Source organism: Streptomyces sp. NPDC001492 (assembly GCF_053597275.1).
This window is the reverse complement of record NZ_JBSFHW010000030.1, coordinates 1-21550: the sequence shown is the minus strand read 5'-3', so window position 1 is coordinate 21550 and position 21550 is coordinate 1. Positions and strand designations below refer to the sequence as shown.

16 protein-coding genes are annotated in these 21550 nt (G+C 69.9%); 13 read left to right on the top strand and 3 right to left on the bottom strand.

The annotated features are described in order from the left end of the window. Positions 1-81 precede the first annotated feature (81 nt). From ACWC1K_RS32280 to pgi, 8 genes are all read left to right on the top strand, one after another. Positions 82-3036 (top strand): M14 family zinc carboxypeptidase, encoded by a 2955-nt coding sequence (locus ACWC1K_RS32280; protein ID WP_450836477.1) that lies wholly within the window; start codon positions 82-84, stop codon positions 3034-3036. A 228-nt stretch (positions 3037-3264) separates the two neighbouring features. Further along, entirely contained in the window at positions 3265-4275 is a 1011-nt protein-coding gene (gene gap / locus ACWC1K_RS32275) for a type I glyceraldehyde-3-phosphate dehydrogenase (protein ID WP_351469319.1), read from the top strand. A gap of 131 nt (positions 4276-4406) precedes the next feature. Further along, entirely contained in the window at positions 4407-5618 is a 1212-nt protein-coding gene (locus ACWC1K_RS32270; protein ID WP_450836476.1) for a phosphoglycerate kinase, read from the top strand. 5 nt (positions 5619-5623) lie between these two features. Next, the gene (tpiA, locus tag ACWC1K_RS32265; protein WP_450836475.1) at positions 5624-6400 is read left to right on the top strand and encodes a triose-phosphate isomerase; all 777 of its coding nucleotides are present in this window, start codon (positions 5624-5626) and stop codon (positions 6398-6400) included. Between the two features lie 114 nt (positions 6401-6514). Next, the gene (secG, locus tag ACWC1K_RS32260) at positions 6515-6745 is read left to right on the top strand and encodes a preprotein translocase subunit SecG (RefSeq protein ID WP_450750579.1); all 231 of its coding nucleotides are present in this window, start codon (positions 6515-6517) and stop codon (positions 6743-6745) included. A gap of 211 nt (positions 6746-6956) precedes the next feature. Beyond that, positions 6957-7292: an RNA polymerase-binding protein RbpA gene (locus tag ACWC1K_RS32255; RefSeq protein ID WP_003976875.1), complete on the top strand. Its 336-nt coding sequence runs from the start codon at positions 6957-6959 to the stop codon at positions 7290-7292. A gap of 133 nt (positions 7293-7425) precedes the next feature. After that, complete coding sequence (locus ACWC1K_RS32250) at positions 7426-8694, top strand: MFS transporter (RefSeq protein ID WP_450836474.1); 1269 nt, start codon at positions 7426-7428, stop codon at positions 8692-8694. Positions 8695-8750: 56 nt separating this feature from the next. Next, complete coding sequence (gene pgi, locus ACWC1K_RS32245; protein WP_450836473.1) at positions 8751-10406, top strand: glucose-6-phosphate isomerase; 1656 nt, start codon at positions 8751-8753, stop codon at positions 10404-10406. Between the two features lie 106 nt (positions 10407-10512). On the opposite strand, the gene ACWC1K_RS32240 is transcribed toward pgi, so the two are convergent. From ACWC1K_RS32240 to ACWC1K_RS32230, 3 genes are read right to left on the bottom strand one after another with little or no spacing between them, the layout of a single operon-like run. Continuing rightward, complete coding sequence (locus ACWC1K_RS32240; RefSeq protein ID WP_450836472.1) at positions 10513-13344, bottom strand: FtsX-like permease family protein; 2832 nt, start codon at positions 13342-13344, stop codon at positions 10513-10515. Between the two features lie 39 nt (positions 13345-13383). Beyond that, on the bottom strand, positions 13384-14136 hold the full coding sequence (locus tag ACWC1K_RS32235; protein WP_389083182.1) for an ABC transporter ATP-binding protein: 753 nt from the start codon (positions 14134-14136) through the stop codon (positions 13384-13386). Continuing rightward, complete coding sequence (locus ACWC1K_RS32230; protein ID WP_450836471.1) at positions 14133-14648, bottom strand: PadR family transcriptional regulator; 516 nt, start codon at positions 14646-14648, stop codon at positions 14133-14135. Before ACWC1K_RS32230 ends, ACWC1K_RS32235 begins: the two co-directional genes overlap by 4 nt. Before the next feature lie 121 nt (positions 14649-14769). Between ACWC1K_RS32230 and ACWC1K_RS32225 the strand changes: the two genes are divergently transcribed. The 5 genes from ACWC1K_RS32225 to ACWC1K_RS32205 all read left to right on the top strand — a co-directional run bounded on the left by ACWC1K_RS32225 (position 14770) and on the right by ACWC1K_RS32205 (position 21409). Further along, positions 14770-16041, top strand: coding sequence for an ABC transporter substrate-binding protein (locus ACWC1K_RS32225; RefSeq protein WP_450836470.1), 1272 nt, complete (start codon positions 14770-14772; stop codon positions 16039-16041). A gap of 135 nt (positions 16042-16176) precedes the next feature. Then, a complete protein-coding gene (locus tag ACWC1K_RS32220) occupies positions 16177-17802 on the top strand; it encodes a glycoside hydrolase family 13 protein (protein ID WP_450836469.1) in 1626 nt (541 codons plus the stop codon). Positions 17803-17864: 62 nt separating this feature from the next. Continuing rightward, a complete protein-coding gene (locus ACWC1K_RS32215; RefSeq protein ID WP_450836468.1) occupies positions 17865-19193 on the top strand; it encodes an ABC transporter substrate-binding protein in 1329 nt (442 codons plus the stop codon). Positions 19194-19199: 6 nt separating this feature from the next. Next, a complete protein-coding gene (locus tag ACWC1K_RS32210; protein ID WP_450836467.1) occupies positions 19200-20561 on the top strand; it encodes a carbohydrate ABC transporter permease in 1362 nt (453 codons plus the stop codon). An 8-nt stretch (positions 20562-20569) separates the two neighbouring features. Beyond that, complete coding sequence (locus ACWC1K_RS32205; protein WP_344403882.1) at positions 20570-21409, top strand: carbohydrate ABC transporter permease; 840 nt, start codon at positions 20570-20572, stop codon at positions 21407-21409. The last annotated feature ends 141 nt before the right edge of the window (positions 21410-21550 follow it).

Genomic DNA, 21550 nt, shown 5'->3' with positions numbered 1-21550 from the left:
GAGGCGCCCTTGACTCGATCATGAAGTGTCATGAGCCTGGCAACAGTTCGCTGCTGTGGCGGACCATTGCTAGGGGGGTTCATGAGACACAGAGCGAGATCGATCCTCGCTGTCGGCGCGCTCCTGCTCGGCGGAGCGAGCCTCGCACCCATCGCCCAGGCGCAGAACGGAAGTTCGCAGGGATCCGACCCCAACGAGGTCAGGGTCTACCGCGCCGACGTCACCGCCAAGCAGGTACCCCTGCTGCTGGCGGCCGGACAGGACGGCCAGGAACTCGGCGAACAGGTCCCGGAGAAGGGCACCGCCTCGGTTGAGGTCTACCTCACCGGCCGACAGGCCCGGAAGCTGGGGAAGCAGGGCGTCGCCCTGACCGAGCACACGCTTTCGGCCAGGGCCGTCAAGCGCGTGGACGCCGCCGCCCAGGGCGTGTTCCGCCCGTACAGCGGAAGCGGCGGCCTCAAGGAGGAGATCGTCCGGACCGGGCAGGAGAACCCCGGCCTCACCAAGGTCGTCTCCATCGGCAAGACCGTCAACGGACAGGACATCCTCGCCCTCAAACTGACCAAGGGCGCGAAGAAGTCCAAGGACGGCTCGAAGCCGTCCGTCCTCTACATGTCCAACCAGCACGCGCGCGAGTGGATCACGCCGGAGATGACCCGCCGGCTGATGCACTACTACCTGGACCACTACAAGACCGACCAGCGCATCAAGAAGATCGTGGACTCCACCGAGCTGTGGTTCGTGATCTCCGCCAACCCCGACGGCTACGACTACACCTTCAAGAACTCCGACACCCGCCTGTGGCGCAAGAACCTGCGGGACGTCAACGGCGACGGCGTCATATCCACCGGTGACGGTGTCGACCTCAACCGCAACTTCGCCTACAAGTGGGGCTACGACGACGAGGGTTCGTCCCCCAACCCCACCAGCGAGACCTACCGGGGCGCGAGCCCCGCCTCCGAGCCCGAGACCAGGGCGCTGGACGCCTTCGAGAAGCGCATCGGCTTCAGTTACGCCATCAACTACCACTCCGCCGCCGAACTCCTCCTCTACGGCGTCGGCTGGCAGGTGGCCACCCCCACGCCCGACGACGTGGTCTACAAGGCTCTCGCCGGGTCGCCGGACCACTCCGCGATCCCCGGCTACCGCCCGCAGGTCTCCTCCGAGCTGTACACCACCAACGGCGAGGCGGACGGCCACGCGGGGAACGTCAACGGCATGTCGATGTTCACCCCCGAGATGTCGACGTGCCAGACGGCGTCGAACATCGACCCGGGCGACCAGTGGAAGGCGGCCGACTGCCAGTCCGTCTTCAACTTCCCGGACGACGAGAAGCTGATCCAGCAGGAGTTCGAGAAGAACATCCCCTTCGCGCTCTCGGTCGCCGAGACCGCCCCGCACCCCGACACACCGTCCTCCTCGCTCGGCCTGACCGCCGCCGACTTCACCCCGGCCACCTTCGCCACGTCCTACTCGCGCGGTGCGGACCAGGAGGTCTCCGTCGTCGTACGCAAGGCCGTGCGCCACAAGGAGCTCAAGTACCGCGTCAACGGCGGCCGTACGCAGGACGAGGGGCTCAAGGCCTGGAAGGGCGGCGAGACCTACGGCGGCGACGACAACCTGCACTTCGACGAGTACCGGGCCAAGGTCAGGGACGGTGAGCCGGGCGACAAGGTCGAGGTGTGGTTCACCGGAAAGTCCAGGAGCGGCAAGAAGGTCTCCAGCGAGCACTTCACCTACACCGTCGCCCAGCGGCCCAAGGCCGACACCCTCGTCGTCGCCGAGGAGGGCGCGACCGCCACGCAGGCGCAGACCTATGTGGACGCGCTGAAGGCGAACGGCCGCAAGGCGCTCGTGTGGGACGTCGCCACCCAGGGCGCACCCGACGCGCTCGGCGTGCTGAAGCACTTCAGGACCGTCGTCCACTACACCGGTGCGAGCGTCCCCGGCAACGCCACCCAGCTCCAGCTGCGCGCCTACCTCAACGAGGGCGGCAAGCTGATCGAGGCGGGCGAGCAGGCCGGCGGCAGCGTCGACCTCGGCGGCGGCACCCTGTCGAACGACTTCAGCCAGTACTACCTGGGCGCCTACTCCCGTACGTCGACGCCCGGGGCCACCGGCTTCACCGGCACCGGCAAGCTGGACGGCTTCAGCGGGGCGCTCGGTGCCGCCACCGGCAACCCGCTCGACAAGGCGGGTACCTACGGCGTCACCTCCGACTCGCTGCCCGCCGACAAGTACCCGCAGTTCGCCAGCGCGGGCGCGGGCCAGTTCGCCGGGACCGTCAACCCGTACGGGCCGTACGCCGGCTCCTTCATGGCGGCCGCCGTCCACACCGACGATGCCTACAAGCGCCTCACCCGCACCATCGACCTCACCGGTGTCACCGCGGCCCAGCAGCCCACCCTGCGCAGCCAATTGCTCTGGGACACCGAGCCCGGCTACGACCATGTGATCGTCGAGGCCCACACCACCGGCGCCGACGACTGGACCACCCTCCCCGAGAAGGGCGGCGCGACCAGGCAGACCGTGCCGAGCGAGTGCGGGGCCGGCTTCCTGGTGAACGAGCACCCGTGGCTCAAGCACTACCTGACCCTCGCCAACAACGACTGCACCGCGACGGGCACGAGCGGTGCCTGGAACAGCCTCACCGGCGCCTCCAACGGCTGGGAGCAGGTCAACTTCGACCTGAGTGCGTACGCCGGCAAGTCCGTCGAGGTCTCCGTCACCTACGTCACCGACCCGGGCACCGGCGGCCACGGGGTCCTCGCCGACGACGCCTCGCTCGTCGTGAGCGGCACGCCGACCCAGACCGAGGGTTTCGAGACATCGCTCGGCGCCTGGAGCGTGTCCGGACCGCCCGCGGGCAGCCCGGCCGTGCTCAAGGACTGGACGCGCACCGGAGCCCTGTTCAGGACATACGGAGCGATCACCACCGACCGGACCGTGCTGCTGGGCTTCGGCCTGGAACACGTCGGCGCGGCGGCCGACCGCAACACCCTCATCAAGAAGGCCCTCGCGGCCCTGGAAGGGTGAACACCCTGGTCAACGATGACTAGCTCCCCGTAGTCAAAAAGAGTGACCAGATCTTTCGTCCCGGGCGGTCCGTACCCCTACTGGCGGGTACGGACCGCCTGCCCATGTATGGGGCGTCTCGATGTCACTACGGCGCCCTCAGGGAGGTAGGGTCGGGGGTGGTCGGGGACATCCCAAACAGAGCTCGCCGGCACCGCATGGCCGGCGTACCAACGAGGAGATCGGTTCGTGACGATCCGCGTAGGCATCAACGGCTTCGGTCGTATCGGTCGCAACTACTTCCGCGCGCTGCTGGAGCAGGGTGCAGACATCGAGATCGTGGCTGTCAACGACCTGGGTGACACCGCGACCACCGCCCACCTGCTGAAGTACGACACCATCCTGGGTCGCCTCAAGGCCGAGGTGTCGCACACCGCCGACACGATCACCGTCGACGGGCACACCATCAAGGTCCTTTCCGAGCGCAACCCCGCCGACATCCCGTGGGGCGAGCTGGGCGTCGACATCGTCATCGAGTCGACGGGCATCTTCACGAAGAAGGCCGACGCCGAGAAGCACCTCGCCGGCGGCGCCAAGAAGGTCCTCATCTCGGCCCCGGCCAAGGACGAGGACATCACCATCGTGATGGGCGTCAACCAGGACAAGTACGACGCGGCCAACCACCACGTCATCTCCAACGCCTCCTGCACCACCAACTGTGTGGCGCCGATGGCGAAGGTCCTCGACGAGAACTTCGGCATCGTCAAGGGCCTGATGACGACGGTCCACGCGTACACCAACGACCAGCGCATCCTTGACTTCCCGCACTCGGACCTGCGCCGCGCCCGCGCCGCCGCCGAGAACATCATCCCGACCACCACCGGTGCCGCCAAGGCCACCGCCCTGGTCCTGCCGCAGCTCAAGGGCAAGCTGGACGGCATCGCCATGCGCGTCCCGGTCCCCACCGGCTCGGCCACCGACCTGGTCGTGACGCTGCAGCGCGAGGTCACCAAGGACGAGGTCAACGCCGCGTTCAAGAAGGCCTCCGAGGACGGCGACCTCAAGGGCTACCTGTCCTACACCGAGGACCCGATCGTCTCCTCGGACATCGTCAGCGACCCGGCCTCCTGCACCTTCGACTCCTCCCTGACCATGGTCCAGGAGGGCAACTCGGTGAAGATCCTCGGCTGGTACGACAACGAGTGGGGCTACTCCAACCGCCTCGTCGACCTCACGGTCTTCGTCGGCAACCAGCTCTGATCTGATCCACGGAGCAGGCACCTCGATGTGAACGCAGGGCTCGGGCAGCGCAGGGACGCGCCGCCCGGGCCCTGACTCGCGTACGGATCAGCCCTCGTAGGATCAGGGCAGCCCTCACCAGGAGTCCTCACATGAAGACGATCGACGAACTTCTCGCCGACGGCGTGGACGGCAAGCGGGTCTTCGTCCGCGCCGACCTCAACGTGCCGCTCGCCGACGGCCTCATCACCGACGACGGCCGTATCCGCGCCGTCCTGCCCACCGTCAAGGCCCTCGCGGACGCGGGCGCCAAGGTGGTCGTGGCCTCGCACCTCGGCCGCCCCAAGGGCGCGCCGGACCCGGCCTTCTCCCTCCTTCCGGCCGCCGAGCGGCTCGGCGAACTCCTGGGCACCCCCGTGGCCTTCGCCCAGGACACCGTCGGCCCCGCCGCCCACGCGGCCGTCGACGGCCTCGAGCCGGGCCAGGTCGCGGTCATCGAGAACCTGCGCTTCAACGCCGGCGAGACCTCCAAGGACGACGCCGAGCGCGGCGAGTTCGCGGATCAGCTGGCCGCCCTCGCGGACGTCTACGTCGGCGACGGCTTCGGCGCGGTGCACCGCAAGCACGCCTCGGTCTTCGACCTCCCGGCGCGCCTGCCGCACGCCGCCGGCTACCTCATCGCGAACGAGGTCGCCGTACTGAAGAAGCTCACCGAGAACGTGCAGCGGCCGTATGTCGTCGCCCTCGGCGGCGCCAAGGTCTCCGACAAGCTCGCCGTCATCGACCAGCTGCTCGGCAAGGCCGACCGCCTGCTCATCGGCGGCGGCATGGCGTACACCTTCCTCAAGGCCAAGGGCTACGAGATCGGCAAGTCGCTCCTCCAGGAGGACCAGATCCCGGTGGTCCTCGAGTACATCGAGCGGGCGGAGAAGACCGGCGTCGAGCTGGTGCTGCCCGTCGACACCCTGGTCTCCACGGACTTCCCGGACCTGAAGACCAAGGCCCCGGCCAACCCCACCACCGTCGCCGCGGACGCCATCCCGGCCGACCAGGAGGGCCTGGACATCGGTCCGGAGACCCGCAAGCTGTACGCCTCGAAGATCGCCGACGCCGCCACCGTCTTCTGGAACGGCCCGATGGGCGTCTTCGAGCACCCCGATTTCGCCGAGGGCACCAAGGCGGTCGCCCAGGCCCTCCTCGACTCCCCGGCCTTCACGGTCGTCGGCGGCGGCGACTCCGCCGCGGCCGTGCGCCTCCTGGGCTTCGACGAGAACGCATTCGGCCACATTTCGACCGGCGGCGGCGCCTCCCTCGAATACCTCGAGGGCAAGACGCTCCCCGGCCTCGCCGCACTGGAGGACTGACCCACATGACCGCGCGCACGCCGCTGATGGCGGGCAACTGGAAGATGAACCTCAACCACCTCGAGGCCATCGCCCACGTCCAGAAGCTCGCCTTCGCCCTCGCGGACAAGGACTACGAGGCCGTGGAGGTCGCCGTCCTGCCGCCCTTCACCGACCTGCGCTCCGTGCAGACCCTGGTCGACGGCGACAAGCTCAAGATCAAGTACGGCGCCCAGGACCTCTCGGCGCACGACTCCGGGGCCTACACCGGCGAGATCTCCGGCTCGATGCTGGCCAAGCTGAAGTGCACCTACGTGGCGATCGGCCACTCCGAGCGCCGCCAGTACCACCACGAGACCGACGAGCTGGTCAACGCCAAGGTCAAGGCCGCCTACAAGCACGGCCTCACCCCGATCCTGTGCGTCGGCGAGGAGCTGGAGGTCCGCGAGGCGGGCAACCACGTCACGCACACGCTCGCCCAGGTCGAGGGCGGTCTGAAGGGTCTCCCGGCCGAGCAGGCCGAGTCGATCGTGATCGCCTACGAGCCCGTCTGGGCCATCGGTACCGGCAAGGTCTGCGGCGCCGAGGACGCCCAGGAGGTCTGCGCCGCCATCCGCGGCAAGATCGCCGAGCTGTACACCCAGGAGCTGGCCGACCAGGTCCGCATCCAGTACGGCGGCTCCGTCAAGGCCGGCAACGTCGCCGAGATCATGGCGCAGGCCGACATCGACGGCGCACTGGTCGGCGGCGCCTCGCTGGACGCGGACGAGTTCGTCAAGATCGTGCGCTTCCGCGACCAGTGACACGAGCTGGGAGTATGCGCTAGCGGCGATACGTCGTACCCTTGCGGGGGCGCAGCCTGGTTGCTGTGCCCCCGTCGTTCATCCGAATCCGAGGAAGTTGGTCCAGCCGTGGTTTTGGGGTTCTCGATCGCCCTGATCATCTTCAGCCTGCTGCTGATGCTGCTGGTGCTGATGCACAAGGGGAAGGGCGGCGGCCTCTCCGACATGTTCGGTGGCGGCATGCAGTCGTCCGTCGGCGGCTCCTCGGTCGCCGAGCGCAACCTCGACCGCATCACCGTGGTGGTCGGTCTGCTCTGGTTCGCGTGCATTGTCGTACTCGGCATCATCATGAAGACGAACAGCTGAGCAGCGACGCACACAGCACGCACATTCCGCACGTAAGGCCCCATGTTCGGTACGCGCAGCTGAGCGCGGCCTATCATGGGGCTTGCGTCTAGGTGTGGGGGGTGTAACTCCAATCACTGGACGCGCGTTGGGCCTTACGTAGACTGAGGCGCTCGCAACGAAGCGAAACGCCGACTCGCTTCGCGGCACCATCACGCAGGGAGTTACGACCGTGGCAAGTGGCAACGCGATCCGAGGAAGCCGGGTCGGGGCGGGGCCGATGGGCGAGGCCGAGCGCGGCGAGTCCGCGCCGCGTCTGCGCATCTCCTTCTGGTGCTCGAACGGGCACGAGACGCAGCCCAGCTTCGCAAGCGACGCGCAGGTTCCCGAGACCTGGGACTGCCCGCGCTGCGGCTTCCCCGCCGGACAGGACCGGGACAACCCGCCGGACCCGCCGCGCACCGAGCCCTACAAGACGCACCTCGCGTACGTACGGGAACGGCGCAGTGACGCGGACGGCGAGGCGATCCTCGCCGAGGCGCTCGCCAAACTGCGGGGCGAGATCTAGGAGTTGAGAGCCGGCCGGGCACCGAGGGGTGTCTGGCCGGAGCTGTTTCGTACCCCGGCCCCCGGCCGCCCCAGGACCGATTGTCAGTGGCGCCCTCTACGGTTTGTGCATCGGCAGATCGTGAGGGGGAGTTGTGGCGACGGTCGAGGAGGCGGGCAGTCCTGCGCCCACATGGCGTGGGGGGTTCGGGCGGCTGTGGACGGCCGCGGTGGTGTCCCGCTTCGGAGACGCCCTGAGAGGCGCGGCGCTGCCCCTGCTCGCCGTTTCCCTGACCGACCGCCCCCTGCTCATCGCGTCCGTGACCGCCTGCGGGTATCTGCCCTGGATCGTCTTCGGTCTGCTCGGCGGCGCGATCGCGGACCGGGTGGACCAGCGGCGCGCCATGTGGACGGTGGATGCGGTACGAGGCCTGCTCGTCGCCGCCTTCGCCGCGGCCGTCGCGTTCGGCCACGCATCGATCGCGCTGCTCATCGCGCTCGCCTTCGTGCTGACCACCCTCCAGACGCTCTTCGACAACGCGTCCACGGCCCTGCTGCCCGTCCTCGTGGACCAGGAGGCGCTCGGCAGTGCCAACGCCCGGCTGATGACGGGACAGCAGATCGCCGGCGGCCTGCTAGGGGCACCGGCGGTGCCGCTGCTGCTCGCCGCCGGGGCCGCGGTCCCCTTCGTGGCCGACGCGGGGACCTTCCTGGTGGCCGCCGCGCTGGTCGCCTCGCTGCGCACCGCCGCACCGGAGCGCGGGCCGAAGCCGACGGGCAGCACCCTGCGCCGGGAGATCGCGGAAGGACTGCGCACGCTGTGGCGCGACCGGGCCCTGCGCGGACTGTGCGCCGCGACCGCCCTGTGCAACATCGGCATGGGCGCTCTCATCGCCACCCTGGTCGTCCTGGTGACCGGCTGGCTGGACGCGGGCACCGCCGGATACGCGGTGGCGACCACCGCCTACACGGTCGGCGGCCTGGCCGGGGGAGCCGTGAACCGGCGGCTCACCACCCCCCTCGGCCCCATGCGGGCCGTACTGCTCGCCGGCCTCGTGCAGACGGGCGCTCTCGTCGTCATGGGCAGCGTGCGCAGCCTGACCGCGACGGCGGCGGCACTCGCCGTGTTCGGCTTCATGGGAATGGTGTGGAACGTCAACACGACCACGCTGATGCAGCAGCGCACCCCCGCCGACCTGCTCGGCCGGATCAGCTCCGCCTTCCGTACCCTGGCCGTCGCCGGGGCTCCGCTGGGCGCCCTGCTCGGCGGCGCGGTCGCCACCGCCTGGGGCCTGAACACACCGGCCCTGCTCGCCGCCGCCTTCTTCGTCCTGTCGGTCCTCGCCCTGATACCTGCCCGCAAGCCGGACGTACCTGTGGTTGCGCCGCACGGCGACGCCACGACCGCTCATGTCACGCGCTGATCAACTACTTTGGGACCGGCAGCGGGGCACGGCAGGAAAGAAGGCTGAAGTCCGAAATGAACGCAGACGTCCGTAACAGGCTCAACCAGACGCCCGAGTGGACCGCGCTGGCCAAGCACCGTGAGGAGCTCGGCGAAGTGCGGCTGCGGGACCTGTTCGCCGCCGACCCGGGACGCGGCGCCGGGTACACGCTCCAGGTCGGCGACCTGTACATCGACTACTCCAAGCACCTCGTCACCGACGAGACCCTGCGGCTGCTGCGCGAGCTGGCCGCCGCCACCGACGTCTTCGGCCTGCGGGACGCCATGTTCCGCGGCGAGAAGATCAACACGACCGAGAACCGCGCCGTCCTGCACACCGCGCTGCGCGCCCCGCGTGACGCGGTGATCGAGGTCGACGGGGAGAACGTCGTCCCGGGTGTGCACGCGGTGCTCGACAGGATGGCCGAGTTCGCCGAGCGGGTCCGCTCCGGCGCCTGGACGGGCCACACCGGCAAGCGCATCAAGAACGTCGTCAACATCGGTATCGGCGGCTCCGACCTGGGCCCGGCGATGGCGTACGAGGTGCTGCGCAGCTACACCGACCGCGACCTCACGGTCCGCTTCGTGTCGAACGTGGACGGCGCCGACCTGCACGAGGCGACCCGTGACCTGGACGCGGCGGAGACGCTGTTCGTCATCGCCTCCAAGACCTTCACCACCATCGAGACGATCACGAACGCGACCTCGGCGCGCGAGTGGCTGCTCGGCGAACTGAAGGCGGGTCAGGAGGCCGTCGCCCGGCACTTCGTGGCGCTGTCGACGAACGCCGGGAAGGTGTCGGAGTTCGGCATCGACACGGCCAACATGTTCGAGTTCTGGGACTGGGTCGGCGGCCGGTACTCGTACGACTCGGCGATCGGGCTGGCGCTGATGATCGCCATCGGGCCGGATCGTTTCCGGGAGATGCTCGACGGGTTCCGGCTGGTGGACGAGCACTTCAGGTCGGCGCCCGCCGAGTCCAACGTGCCGTTGCTGCTGGGCCTGTTGGGCATCTGGTACGGCAACTTCCATGACGCACAGTCGCATGCGGTGCTGCCGTACAGCCACTACCTCTCCAAGTTCACCGCCTACCTGCAGCAGCTGGACATGGAGTCCAACGGCAAGTACGTGGGCCGGGACGGGCAGGAGGTGGACTGGCAGACCGGGCCGGTGGTGTGGGGCACGCCGGGCACCAACGGGCAGCACGCGTACTACCAGCTCATCCATCAGGGCACGAAGCTGATCCCGGCGGACTTCATCGGGTTCGCCGAGCCGGTGGCCGAGCTGAGCGAGGGGCTCAAGGCGCAGCACGACCTCCTGATGGCGAACTTCTTCGCCCAGACGCAGGCCCTCGCCTTCGGCAAGACGCCGGACGAGGTGCGAGCCGAGGGGGTGCCGGAGGAGCTGGTGGCGCACAAGACGTTCAAGGGCAATCACCCGACGACGACGATCCTGGCGCGCGAGCTGACGCCGTCCGTGCTGGGCCAGTTGGTTGCGCTGTACGAGCACAAGGTGTTCGTGCAGGGGGCGGTGTGGAACATCGACTCCTTCGACCAGTGGGGCGTCGAGCTCGGCAAGGTGCTGGCCAAGCGGGTCGAGCCCGCACTGACCGAGGGGGCCGAGGTGGCGGGCCTGGACGAGTCCAGCAAGGCGCTGGTCGCCAAGTACCGGGAGCTGCGGGGCAGGGCGTAGCACCGCCGATGCGGCCGGGGGAAGCGAGCGGTGCGTGACCGTCCGCTTCCCGTCGCCGTACAACTGGCAGGGCTTCTACAGCAGTTGACGCGCCCGGTCTGCCCCGTCAGGCCACCGCGCTGAGGGTGTCCGCGAGCCGTCGTCTTGCCGCGCGGGCCGCCGGCAGAGCGGCGAGTGCGGCAGCGCCGAGCACCGCGGCGGCACCGAAGAGCAGGAGCAGGAGCGGCGACGGGCTCTGGGCGATCCCCGCGCCGATGCCGCTGGATCTGCCCTGGGAGTTGATCAGCCAGTGCGCGAGCGGGGTGCCCACGGCCGTGCCGGCGAGGACGGCGGCCAGGGCGGTGCAGCCGGTGGCCGTGACGGTGATCGCGGTGATCTGGCGCGGGGACAGGCCGATGGCCTTGAGGGCGAGCAGATCGCGTTCGCCCTCGCGGACGGTGCCGCCGATCGCGGTGAGCAGTTCGACGAGCCCGATGAGGGCCAGGACGGCGATCAGGCCGACGACGACCGAGCGCAGGGGTGAGAGGCCGTCGGCCGGGTTGGTCACGGCGTGCACGTCGAGCCGGCCGTGCCCGGCGGCGGCCAGCCGGCCGGCAACTGTGTCCGGGTCGGCGCCGGCCCGCAGACGGAGCTGGTAGAGGGTGGGGGTGAGGCGTGGGTCGTTCTCGCGGAGGGTGTCGAGGGAGGTGGAGATGACCCGGCCGGCGTTCTCCGGTTCGATGCTGCGGCCCACGATGTGCAGGATCTGCGGTTGGTCGCCGACCGTCATCCGCACCCAGTCGCCGACACGGACGTCCAGCAGGTCCAGGAGGCCCTGCCCGGCCACCGCCTCGTCGCTGCCGCGGGCGGGGCGGCCCTCGGCCAGGGTGTACGGGTAGGGGTTCTGGCTGGTGCCCAGGCCGCGCAGCGCGATCGTGGCCGTCTGGCCCGGTACCAGGGCGGCCACCTCGACCCCCGGGTAGACGTCGGCGACCTGCCGGTCGTGCCGCAGCAGGGCGCGGGCGGCCCGGTCGCCCAGACCCGCGTCGGTGTGGACGGTGAGTGCGGCCGGCAGTCCGATCTGTTCGGGCCTGCTGTGGAAACGGTCGATGGTGGTCCAGGCACTCATCGCCACGACGATCAGCAGCAGGGGCAGGGCGAGCCGGGCCACGGTGGCCAGGGACCGCATCCGACGGAACGAGGCCGTGTGCCAGCCCAGCACCAGCGCGGGCGGCACCCCGAGGCCGAGCGCCCGCCGGGCCATACCGGAGAGGTGCCCGCCGGAGGGGGCGGTGGGAGCCAGGCCCGTGCTGTAGTGGGCGGAGTCGCAGGGGACCCCGCCCGCCGGAACCGCGGGCCGAATACTGGACGTCCCCTCCGCCCGGCCCGGTGGAGTGTGTTCTGCCGGCGCGCTGGGCTGTGCCGTCGTCAGCCTCAGCCGTTGTTTCGCCATCTCCAGTAGCCCCCTGCTTCCCGTGGTCGCAGGCTGGGGGGCGGTGGGGTGCGGGCCTGTGGTGTGGTGGATGGCGTCGTCGGGTTGCCCGGTCGCCGGAGTCGTGGGTCCGGTGCTGGACGTCCCCTCCGCCGGGCCCGGTGGAGTGTGTTCTGCCGGCGCGCTGGGCTGTGCCGTCGTCAGCCTCAGCCGTTGTTTCGCCATCTCCAGTAGCCCCCTGCTTCCCGTGGTCGCAGGCTGGGGGGCCGGGGATTGGGGTGCCGGGGTTGTGGAGCGTCCGTCGGGCGGGGGGCCGGGCGTTCGTGCAGCTCGGTCCGGCAGCTGAGGGGCGGCTTCCAGTCCGAGTGCCCGTCGAGCCAGACCCAGCCCTCCACCCCCCGCACCGGCGGGCCGGGCCACCGGGACCGGTGGTATGCGGCCCGCTCGCCAGGCTGCGAGGGCCGTTGTGGCGCCGATGAAGAGGACGGCGCCCGCAGGGACGGCGAACAGGGTCGGGGTGTGGCCGGGCAGGCCCTGCCATACGCCGAGGGCGTCTCCGAGGCGGCCGGGGAAGTGGCTGCCCAGGGCCTCGGTGAGCGTTGCCGCGGCTGCGGCGCCGAGGACGGCGTAGGCGATGTGCTGGAAGAGGAAGACGCGGACCACCTGGGCCGGGGTGAAGCCGATTGCCTTCAGGACCGAGATGTCCCGGAGGTGGCCGCGGATGCGGGTGGCTATCGCGCCGTGCACCGCGAGCCCGGCCGCGATCAGCGCGCCCAGACCGAACAGGCCCAGGACCTGGCCCAGCAGCCGGTTGTCGCCCTGTGCCTCGGCGCGGGCCTGCTGCCAGGTGGAGACCTCGCCGATGGCGCCCGCGCCGAGGACGGTGACGGCGCGCTGGACGGCGTAGTCCGTGTCCTCGGGATCGGTCAGGCGCAGGCCGATGACCTGGCCGGTGGGGTGGGGCACCGCGGAGGGGAGGGCCCAGACCAGGCCCGGCTGCTCGTTGGCGCGGTAGCGGGGCTCCGCGCTGTCGGCCACGCCCACGACGGTCACCGACCGCCCCGTGCCCGGCAGGGTGAGTGTGTCGCCCGGTTCGGCGAGCAGGGCGCGGGCGAGGCGGCTCTCCAGGATCACGCCGTCAGGGGCGTCGGCCTTCAGCCAGTGGCCGGCGGTCAGCAGCGGGCGGCCGACCCCGGGGCGCTCGGGCGGCGTCGCGCGCAGTTCGACCGAGGCGCGGGCGCCGCGTGAGGCGAGGGTGGCGACGGCGGTGGGGTAGGGGCCGGCGACGGACTCCACGCCGTCCAGTCCGGCCAGCTTCCCCACCTGGGCGGACCTGTCCGTGTGGATCCAGACGTGCGCGCCCCGCTCCTGGGTGAAGATCCGCTGCCAGGGGTTGGTCGCGTACCCGAACAGGGCCGTGGCCAGCAGCAGCGACACGACGATCCCGGCCGTGGCGAGGACCAGGAACAGTGCCTCGCCGCGGTGCGTGCGCAGATCGGAGTGCGCCCAGCGCAGAGTTGCTCGCATATGGCTCAGGCCTTCCGGGGGTCGTCGTACGCCCGCATGTCAGTCCCTGAGCTCCAGAACTCCGGATATACCGCCCCTGCGGGACGCCCCGGTGCCGTCCAGCTCCGCGTCGTCGGCGATCCGGCCGTCGAAGAAGCTGATCACACGGTCGGCGGCGCTCGCCAGCCGGGCGTCATGGGTGACCAGCACGATCGTCTGGCCGCGCTGGTGGAAGCGGGACAGCAGCCGCATCACCTCACGGGTGCCCTTGCTGTCCAGGCTGCCCGCGGGCTCGTCGGCCAGCAGGAGCGGCGGGTGGTTGACCAGGGCGCGGGCCAGCGCGACCCGCTGCTGTTCGCCGCCGGACAGCTCGCCCGGCATGCTCCGCTCCTTGCCGCCCAGCCCCAGTTCGCCGAGCAGCTGCTCCCGCTCGGCCCGCGCCTGCTTCGGCGTGACACCCGCGAGCAGCGCGGGCAGCTCCACGTTGTCGGCGACCGACAGATTGGAGACGAGGTTGAAGAACTGGAAGACGATCCCGATCCGCTTTCTGCGCTCCACCGCCCAGCGCGCCTCGCTCCACGCGTCCGTGCGCTCACCGTCCAGCCGGATGCTGCCGCCGTCCGGCCGCTGCAGCCCGCCCAGCAGATGCAGCAGTGTCGACTTGCCCGCCCCGGAGGGACCGGTGACGGCCACGAACTCGCCCTGCCGGACGCACAGGTCGACCCCGCGCACGGCATGCGCCGGTGCGCCCTCGCCGTAGTGCGTCTTGACCAGGCCTTCTGCGTGCAGCACAGGAGCGGGACTGTCGCTCACTCCAGCTCCTCCAGCTCTTCCTGGCACCGTTCCAGCCAGTCGAGGTCGGCCTGCAGGTGCAGCATCGCGCCCTCGATCAGCAGATGGGCGATGCGGTTGTCGCGGTCTTCGGCGGCGGCCAGCTTCGACAGGTCGCGCATGGTGTTGAGGTACTGGCGCCGCTGCTTGTTGATCAGGGCGATCTGCTCGGCGAGACCCGTCTGCGGGGCGAGCGCCAGCTTCATGAAGAACTCGTCCCGCACCCGCGGCTCGTCCTCGGGCTCCTCGAACCAGGCGCGCAGCGCCTCCCGCCCGGTGTCCGTGAGGTGGTAGACCTTTTTGTTGGGCCGGCTCGCCTGCTCGACGTCCTCGCCCTCGATCAGCCCTTGCTTCTCGAGGCGACCGAGGGTTACGTAGATCTGGCCGACGTTCGGCTGAGGGTACGCGGAGCCCAGCAGTTGCTCAAGGCCCTGCTTGAGCTCGTAGCCGTGGGCCGGACCGCGTGCCAGGAGTGCCAGGAGGGGCAGGCGCACTCGTGCTGTCCTCCTGTCCTCGGAATGTGCTCCAGGCCCTAGTATCGCGCATACCTAACAGGTATACATGGCCTCTGACTCCGGGCGAAGATGCCCGTCGCCGGTGTACAGGGAGGAACCTATGCGGTGGATCCATGCCGCCGGTAGGGGCCTCCTTGTTCTCGTCGTGGTCATGACCGGATACGCGGCCTCGGGTGCGCACGCCGAGGAGGGCGCGGCCGGCGGCCGCGGGCCGTTGATGCTCGCCACCGCCGGAGACCTCACCAACTACCTCGACCCTCTCCTCCAGGGCTGGAACCGCACCCACCCCGGCGAGAAGGTCACCCTCGTCGAGCTTCCGGACTCCGCCGACGAGACCCATGCGCAGATGGTCACCGACCTGCGCGGCGGGGACCGCAGCCGGTTCGACGTGCTCAACATCGACGTCAGTTGGACCTCGGAGTTCGCGGCGGCGGGCTGGATACGGCCGCTGCCCCCCGACCGCTTCCCGATGAAGGGCTTCCTGAAGCCGGTCGTCGACACGGCGACCTACGACAACCATCTGTACGCCGTCCCGTACGTCACCAACGCCGGACTGCTCCTGTACCGCAAGGACATCCTCGCCAAGGAGGGCGTCCCGCCGCCGCGCACCTGGGCCGAGCTGGAGTACGAGGCGAAGACCATCGCGCCGAAGTACGGACTCGACGGCTACGCGGGGCAGTTCCTGCCGTACGAAGGCCTCACCGTCAACGCCGCCGAGGCCGTCTACTCCGCGGGCGGCAGCATCCTCGGCGACGAGGGCGCACGCGTCACCGTGGACTCGGCCGCCGCCCGCGAGGGCATCGGCTTCCTGGCCCGGGGCGTACGCGAGGGCTGGATCCCGAAGAAGGCGCTCACCTACAAGGAAGAAGAGTCCAAACAGGCCTTCCAGGACGGCCGTCTGCTCTTCCTGCGCAACTGGCCCTACGCCTACGTCGGCGCCTCGGCCAAGGGCTCCCCGGTCGCCGGCAAAATCGGAGCCGTACCGCTGCCCGGCCCGGACGGGCCCGGCAGGAGCGTCCTCGGCGGCTCCAACCTGGCCGTCAACACGCATACACAGCACCCCGACTCCGCCGCGCGCCTGCTCGCGTATCTCACCAGCGAGCCCGTCCAGCGCCAGGTGCTCACCCGCGGCGCGCTGCCGCCCGTACGGGCCGCGCTGTACGAGGACCCCGAGCTGATACGGCGGTTCCCGTATCTGCCGACCCTGCGCACGAGCGTCCTGCACGCCGCGCCGCGCCCCAAGAGCCCGCGCTACGACCAGGTCAGCCTGGTGGTGCAAGCGGTCGTGCACGACGCGATGACCGGGCACGAGACGCCCGCCGCGGCAGTGCAGAGGCTGGCGCGGGAGCTGGCGGCCGTCTCCAGCCGCTAGTTACTTGTTAGGTAACGCGGAAGTCTCATCTGGGTTCAGAATGCCCCTTTAGGTCCGCTTTTGCCATGCCAACTCACCAGTAGCTTCTGTTTCTTTCATTGACACCCTCGCGACACGCATACCTAACATGCATGCATGTTGAGTAAGTACCGCTGGTGGCGTGACGCGGTGATCTACCAGGTGTACGTCCGCAGCTTCCTGGACAGCACCGGAGACGGCATCGGCGATCTGGCCGGGGTCCGCGCCGGACTGCCGTACCTGAAGAAGCTGGGCGTCGACGGGATCTGGCTGAGCCCCTTCTATCCGTCACCGCAGCACGACCACGGCTACGACGTGGCCGACTACTGCGACGTCGACCCGCTCTTCGGCGACCTCGCCGAGTTCGACCTGCTGATGGCGGCCGCCCGGAAGCTGGGCGTCAAAGTGCTGCTGGACATCGTGCCCAACCACTGCTCCAGCGAGCACCCGTGGTTCCAGGAGGCCCTTGCCTCGCAGCCCGGCAGCGCGGCCCGCGCCCGCTTCCACTTCGCGGACGGCCGCGGCGCCGACGGCTCGCAGCCGCCCAACAACTGGCACTCCATGTTCGGCGGCCCGGCCTGGACCCGGGTGACCGAGCCGGACGGCCGCCTGGGCCAGTGGTACCTGCACATGTTCGCGCCCGAGCAGCCCGACTGGAACTGGTGCAACCCCGAGACCGGCGCCGAGTTCGACCGGGTGCTGCGCTTCTGGCTCGACCGGGGCATCGACGGCTTCCGCATCGACGTCGCCGCCGGCCTCTACAAGCACCCCGAACTGCCCGACTCCGACGACCCCGAGGCCGACGCCCGCACCCGCGACTCCGTCAACCCGCTCGCCTGGAACCAGCCCGAGGTGCACGACGTGTGGCGGCACTGGCGGGCGGTGTGCGAGGAGTACACGGCACGCGACGGCCGCGAGCGGCTGCTGGTCGGCGAGGTGTCGGTGCCGACCGCACGCGAACACGCGCAGTACGTCCGCTCCGACGAACTCCACCAGGCCTTCTTCTTCGACCTGCTCAGCGCCCCCTGGAACGCCGACGCCTTCCGCAAGGTCATCACCGAGGCCATGCAGGACATAGCCGGCACGGGCTCGACGGTCACCTGGGTGCTCAACAACCACGACCAGGTCCGCACCGTCACCCGCTACGGCGAACCCGCCCCGGAGGGCAGCGGCCTGGGCACCGCCCGCGCCCGCGCCGCCGCGCTGCTGATGCTGGCGCTGCCCGGAGCCGCGTACATCTACCAGGGCGAGGAACTGGGCCTGCCCGAGGTCGTCGACCTGCCCGACGACGTGCTCACCGACCCGATCTTCCGCCGTACCGGAAGCCGCGCCCGCATCCGCGACGGCTGCCGGGTGCCGCTGCCGTGGTCCGGACAGGCCTCCCCCTTCGGCTTCACCTCCGGCGCCGAAAGCGCGCGGCCGTGGCTGCCGCAGCCCTCCTACTTCGCCGAGTACGCCACCGACCGCGCCCTCGCCGACACCCGCTCCTTCTGGCACCTGTACCGCGACGGCCTCCAACTGCGTTCCGCGCTGCCCCAGTTGGGCGAGGGAACGCTCGACTGGCTGGAGACCCCGCCGGGCGTCCTCGCCTTCACCCGCGGCGACGGCCTCGTCTGCGCCGTCAACTTCGGTACGGCGCCCATGCCCGCGCCGGTCTCCGGCACCCCGCTGCTCTCCAGCGGCCCCTGCACGGCCGGGGTGCTGCCCGGTTCGACGGCGGCCTGGTGGATCAACGACCTCTGACCACCACGGCCCGTCACCCCTGATTGTTCGTCAGTTTCCCACCCCTTGAAGGGACATCAACGATGATGCGACGACGCACGACCCTGCTCGCGAGCTGCACCGCCCTCGCCCTCTCTCTCGGCGCGACCGCCTGCGGAGGCGGCGGACCGGTCTCCGCCGGCGGCGGCGACAAGGCGCTCAGCGGGCAGACGGTCACCGTGGCCGGCGTCTGGACCGGCAGCGAGCAGAAGAACTTCCAGAAGGTGCTGGACGCCTTCAGCGCGAAGACCGGCGCCAAGACGCAGTTCATCTCCACCGGGGACAACGTCTCCACCGTTGTCGGCAGCAAGATCGAAGGCGGCAACGCGCCCGACGTGGTGATGGTCCCGCAGGTCGGAGTGTTGCAGCAGTTCGCCAAGAAGGGCTGGCTCACGCCGCTGTCCGCCACCACCGAGAAGACCGTGGACGCGGACTACGCCCCCGTGTGGAAGAAGTACGGCAGCGTCGACGGCCGCCTCTACGGCCTCTACTTCAAGGCCGCCCACAAGTCGACGGTCTGGTACAGCCCCGAGGCCCTCACCCAGGCAGGAGTCAAGCCGCCGAAGACGTACGACGAGATGCTGAAGGCCGGACACACCGTCTCCGACTCGGGCCTTGCCGCCTTCTCGGTCGCCGGACAGGACGGCTGGACCCTCACCGACTGGTTCGAGAACATCTACCTCTCGCAGGCGGGCCCCGAGAAGTACGACGCCCTGGCCGCCCACCAGCTCAAGTGGACCGACGCCTCGGTGGTGAAGGCGCTCGGCACCCTCGGCAAGCTGTTCAAGGACAAGCAGCTGATAGCCGGCGGCCGGAAGGAGGCCCTCAACACCGACTTCCCGGGCTCGGTGGAGAAGGTGTTCGGGCCCAAGCCCGAGGCCGGCATGGTCTACGAGGGCGACTTCGTCGCCGGGGTCGCCCACGACCAGTTCGGCAAGACCGTCGGCACGGACGCGAACTTCTTCCCCTTCCCCGCGGTCGACGGCGGCAAGGCCCCGGTGGTCAGCGGCGGCGACGCGGCCGTCGTCCTCAAGGACGGCAAGAACGCCAAGGCCGGCATGAAGCTCCTGGAGTACCTGGCGACCCCGGAGGCCGCCGCCGTATGGGCGAAGGCCGGCGGCTTCCTGTCCCCGAACAAGAAGCTGTCTCTCGACTCCTACGGCGACGACGTCACCCGCGCCACCGCCAAGTCCCTTGTCTCGGCCGGGGGTTCGGTCCGCTTCGACATGTCCGACCAGGCCCCGGCGGCGTTCGGCGGCACCAAGGGCGCGGGCGAGTGGAAGCTGCTCCAGGACTTCCTGAGCGACCCGTCGAACCCGAAGGGCACCGCGGCGCAGCTGGAGGCCGCGGCGGCCAAGGCCTACAAGGGCTGACGCGCCATGACCGCGACTTTGGTGAAAGAGACAAGTCCGCCCCCGGTCGCGGGCGCCGAGCGGGCCCGGCGCTCCCGCCGCCGGGCCCGGATCATCGCCCTGCTCTTCGTCTTCCCGGCGCTGCTCCTGCTGGGTGCGCTCGTCGTGTACCCCGTGCTGTTCTCGATCGGCCGCAGCTTCTTCGACGCCTCCGGGACGCGCTTCGTGGGCGGCGAGAACTACACCGAGATGTTCCGCGACCCGGCGACCCTCAACGCCGTACGGAACACGGCCATCTGGGTCGTCGTGGCGCCCGCGCTGCTGACCGGCCTCGGCCTGATCCTTGCCGTACTGGTGGAGAAGGTCCGCTGGGCGACGGCCTTCAAGCTCCTGCTGTTCATGCCGATGGCGGTGTCCTTCCTGGCGGCGGGCATCATCTTCCGGCTCGCCTACGACGAGGACCCGGACAAGGGTGTGCTGAACGCCGCCGTGGTCTCGGTGCACGACGCCTTCAAGGGCACCGCGGAGTATCCGACCGCGCGGGCCCGCGTGGGCCAGGGGCTGAAGGCGGGGCCGGACGGCTCGTACCGGACGAGCGGGAGCGTGTCGCCGGGGCAGTCGGTGGCGCTCGGGCTGGTGGGCGTCGCGCCGAAGGACCTGCCCGGCGATGCCGAGCCCGCGTACGGCGCCGCGCACCGCAAGGCCGCGGCCGACGAGGTGCGTGGGGTCGTCTACCTGGACTTCACCCCCGGCGGGGGCGGGAAGCAGGGCCGGGTCGACCGGCGGGAGAGCGGACTGCCGCAGATGAAGGTCGAGGCGGTGGCCGACGACGGGACGACGGCCGGGAGTACGACGACGGCGGCCGACGGCTCCTTCCGCTTCGCGGGGCTGAAGTCCGGCTCGTACGCGGTGAAGCTGCCGGCGTCGAACTTCGCGCAGCCGTACCAGGGCGTCTCGTGGCTCGGGCCGATGCTCGTCACGCCGGCCATCATCGGGGCGTATCTGTGGATCTGGACCGGGTTCGCGATGGTGCTGATCGGGGCCGGTCTCGCGACGCTGCCGCGTGATGCGCTGGAGGCGGCGCGGATGGACGGTGCGAACGAGTGGCAGATCTTCCGGCGGATCACGGTGCCGCTGCTGGCCCCGGTGCTCACGGTCGTCTTCGTGACCCTCGTGATCAACGTGATGAAGGTCTTCGACCTCGTCTACATCATCGCGCCCGGGCCGGTGCAGGAGGACGCGACCGTGCTCGCCACCCAGATGTGGCTGGTGTCCTTCGGCGGCGGCAACAACCAGGGGCTCGGCAGTGCGCTGGGCGTGCTGCTCCTGCTGCTCGTGGTCCCCGCCATGGTCCTCAACGTCCGTCGTTTCCGGAGGAGTCAGCGATGAACTCAGCGATGAACGCGGTCAGGCGTGGCCTGGGGAACGGGCTGGTGCAGGCCTTCCTGGTGGTGATCGGTCTGGTGTGGCTGACGCCGCTCGCGGGGTTGTTCCTGTCCTCGTTGCGCTCCTCGCAGGACTCGGCGAGCAGCGGCTGGTGGACGGTGTTCAGCAGCCCGGGGCAGCTGTCCTTCGACAACTACTCGGCGCTGCTGAAGAACTCCGGGATGACGCAGGCCTTCTGGAACACGGTGCTGATCTCCGTGCCGGCGACCGTGCTGGTCGTGGTGCTGGCCGCGCTCGCCGGATACGCCTTCGCCTGGCTGGACTTCCCCGGCCGGGAGGCCGTCTTCCTGGTCGTGGTGGCCCTGTTGGTGGTGCCGGTGCAGATCGGTCTGCTGCCGGTGGCCAAACTCTTCGGTCAGCTGGGGCTGTTCGGGACGATCCCGGGGGTGGTGCTCTTCCACGTGGCGTACGGCCTGCCGTTCGCGGTGTTCCTTCTGCGGAACTACTTCGCCGAGATGCCGAAGGAGATGCTGGAGGCGGCCCGTATGGACGGCGGGAGCGAGTGGCGGATCTTCACGCGGCTGGTGCTGCCGGTGGGGCGGCCGGCGATCGCCTCGCTGGCGATCTTCCAGTTTCTGTGGGTGTGGAACGACATGCTGGTGGCGCTGCTGTTCGCGGACAGTTCCTCGCAGCCGTTGACTGTGCAACTTCAGTCACAGATACGGCAGTTCGGGAGCAACATCGATGTGCTGGCGCCGGGGGCGTTTGTGTCGCTGGTGGTGCCGGTGGTGGTGTTCTTCGCGTTCCAGAAGCACTTTGTGCAGGGGGTTATGGCGGGGTCGGTGAAGTGAGGCCCGCGGCGGAGCCGCTGATGGATGCAGCTCGCCCCGCCGCCCCTACCCATTCCCGTCCCCTGGGGGCTCCGCCCCCAGACCCCCCCTTTCGGCCTGAACGGCCTCGTCCGCATACTCCGGTCCGGCTGTTAAGATCAA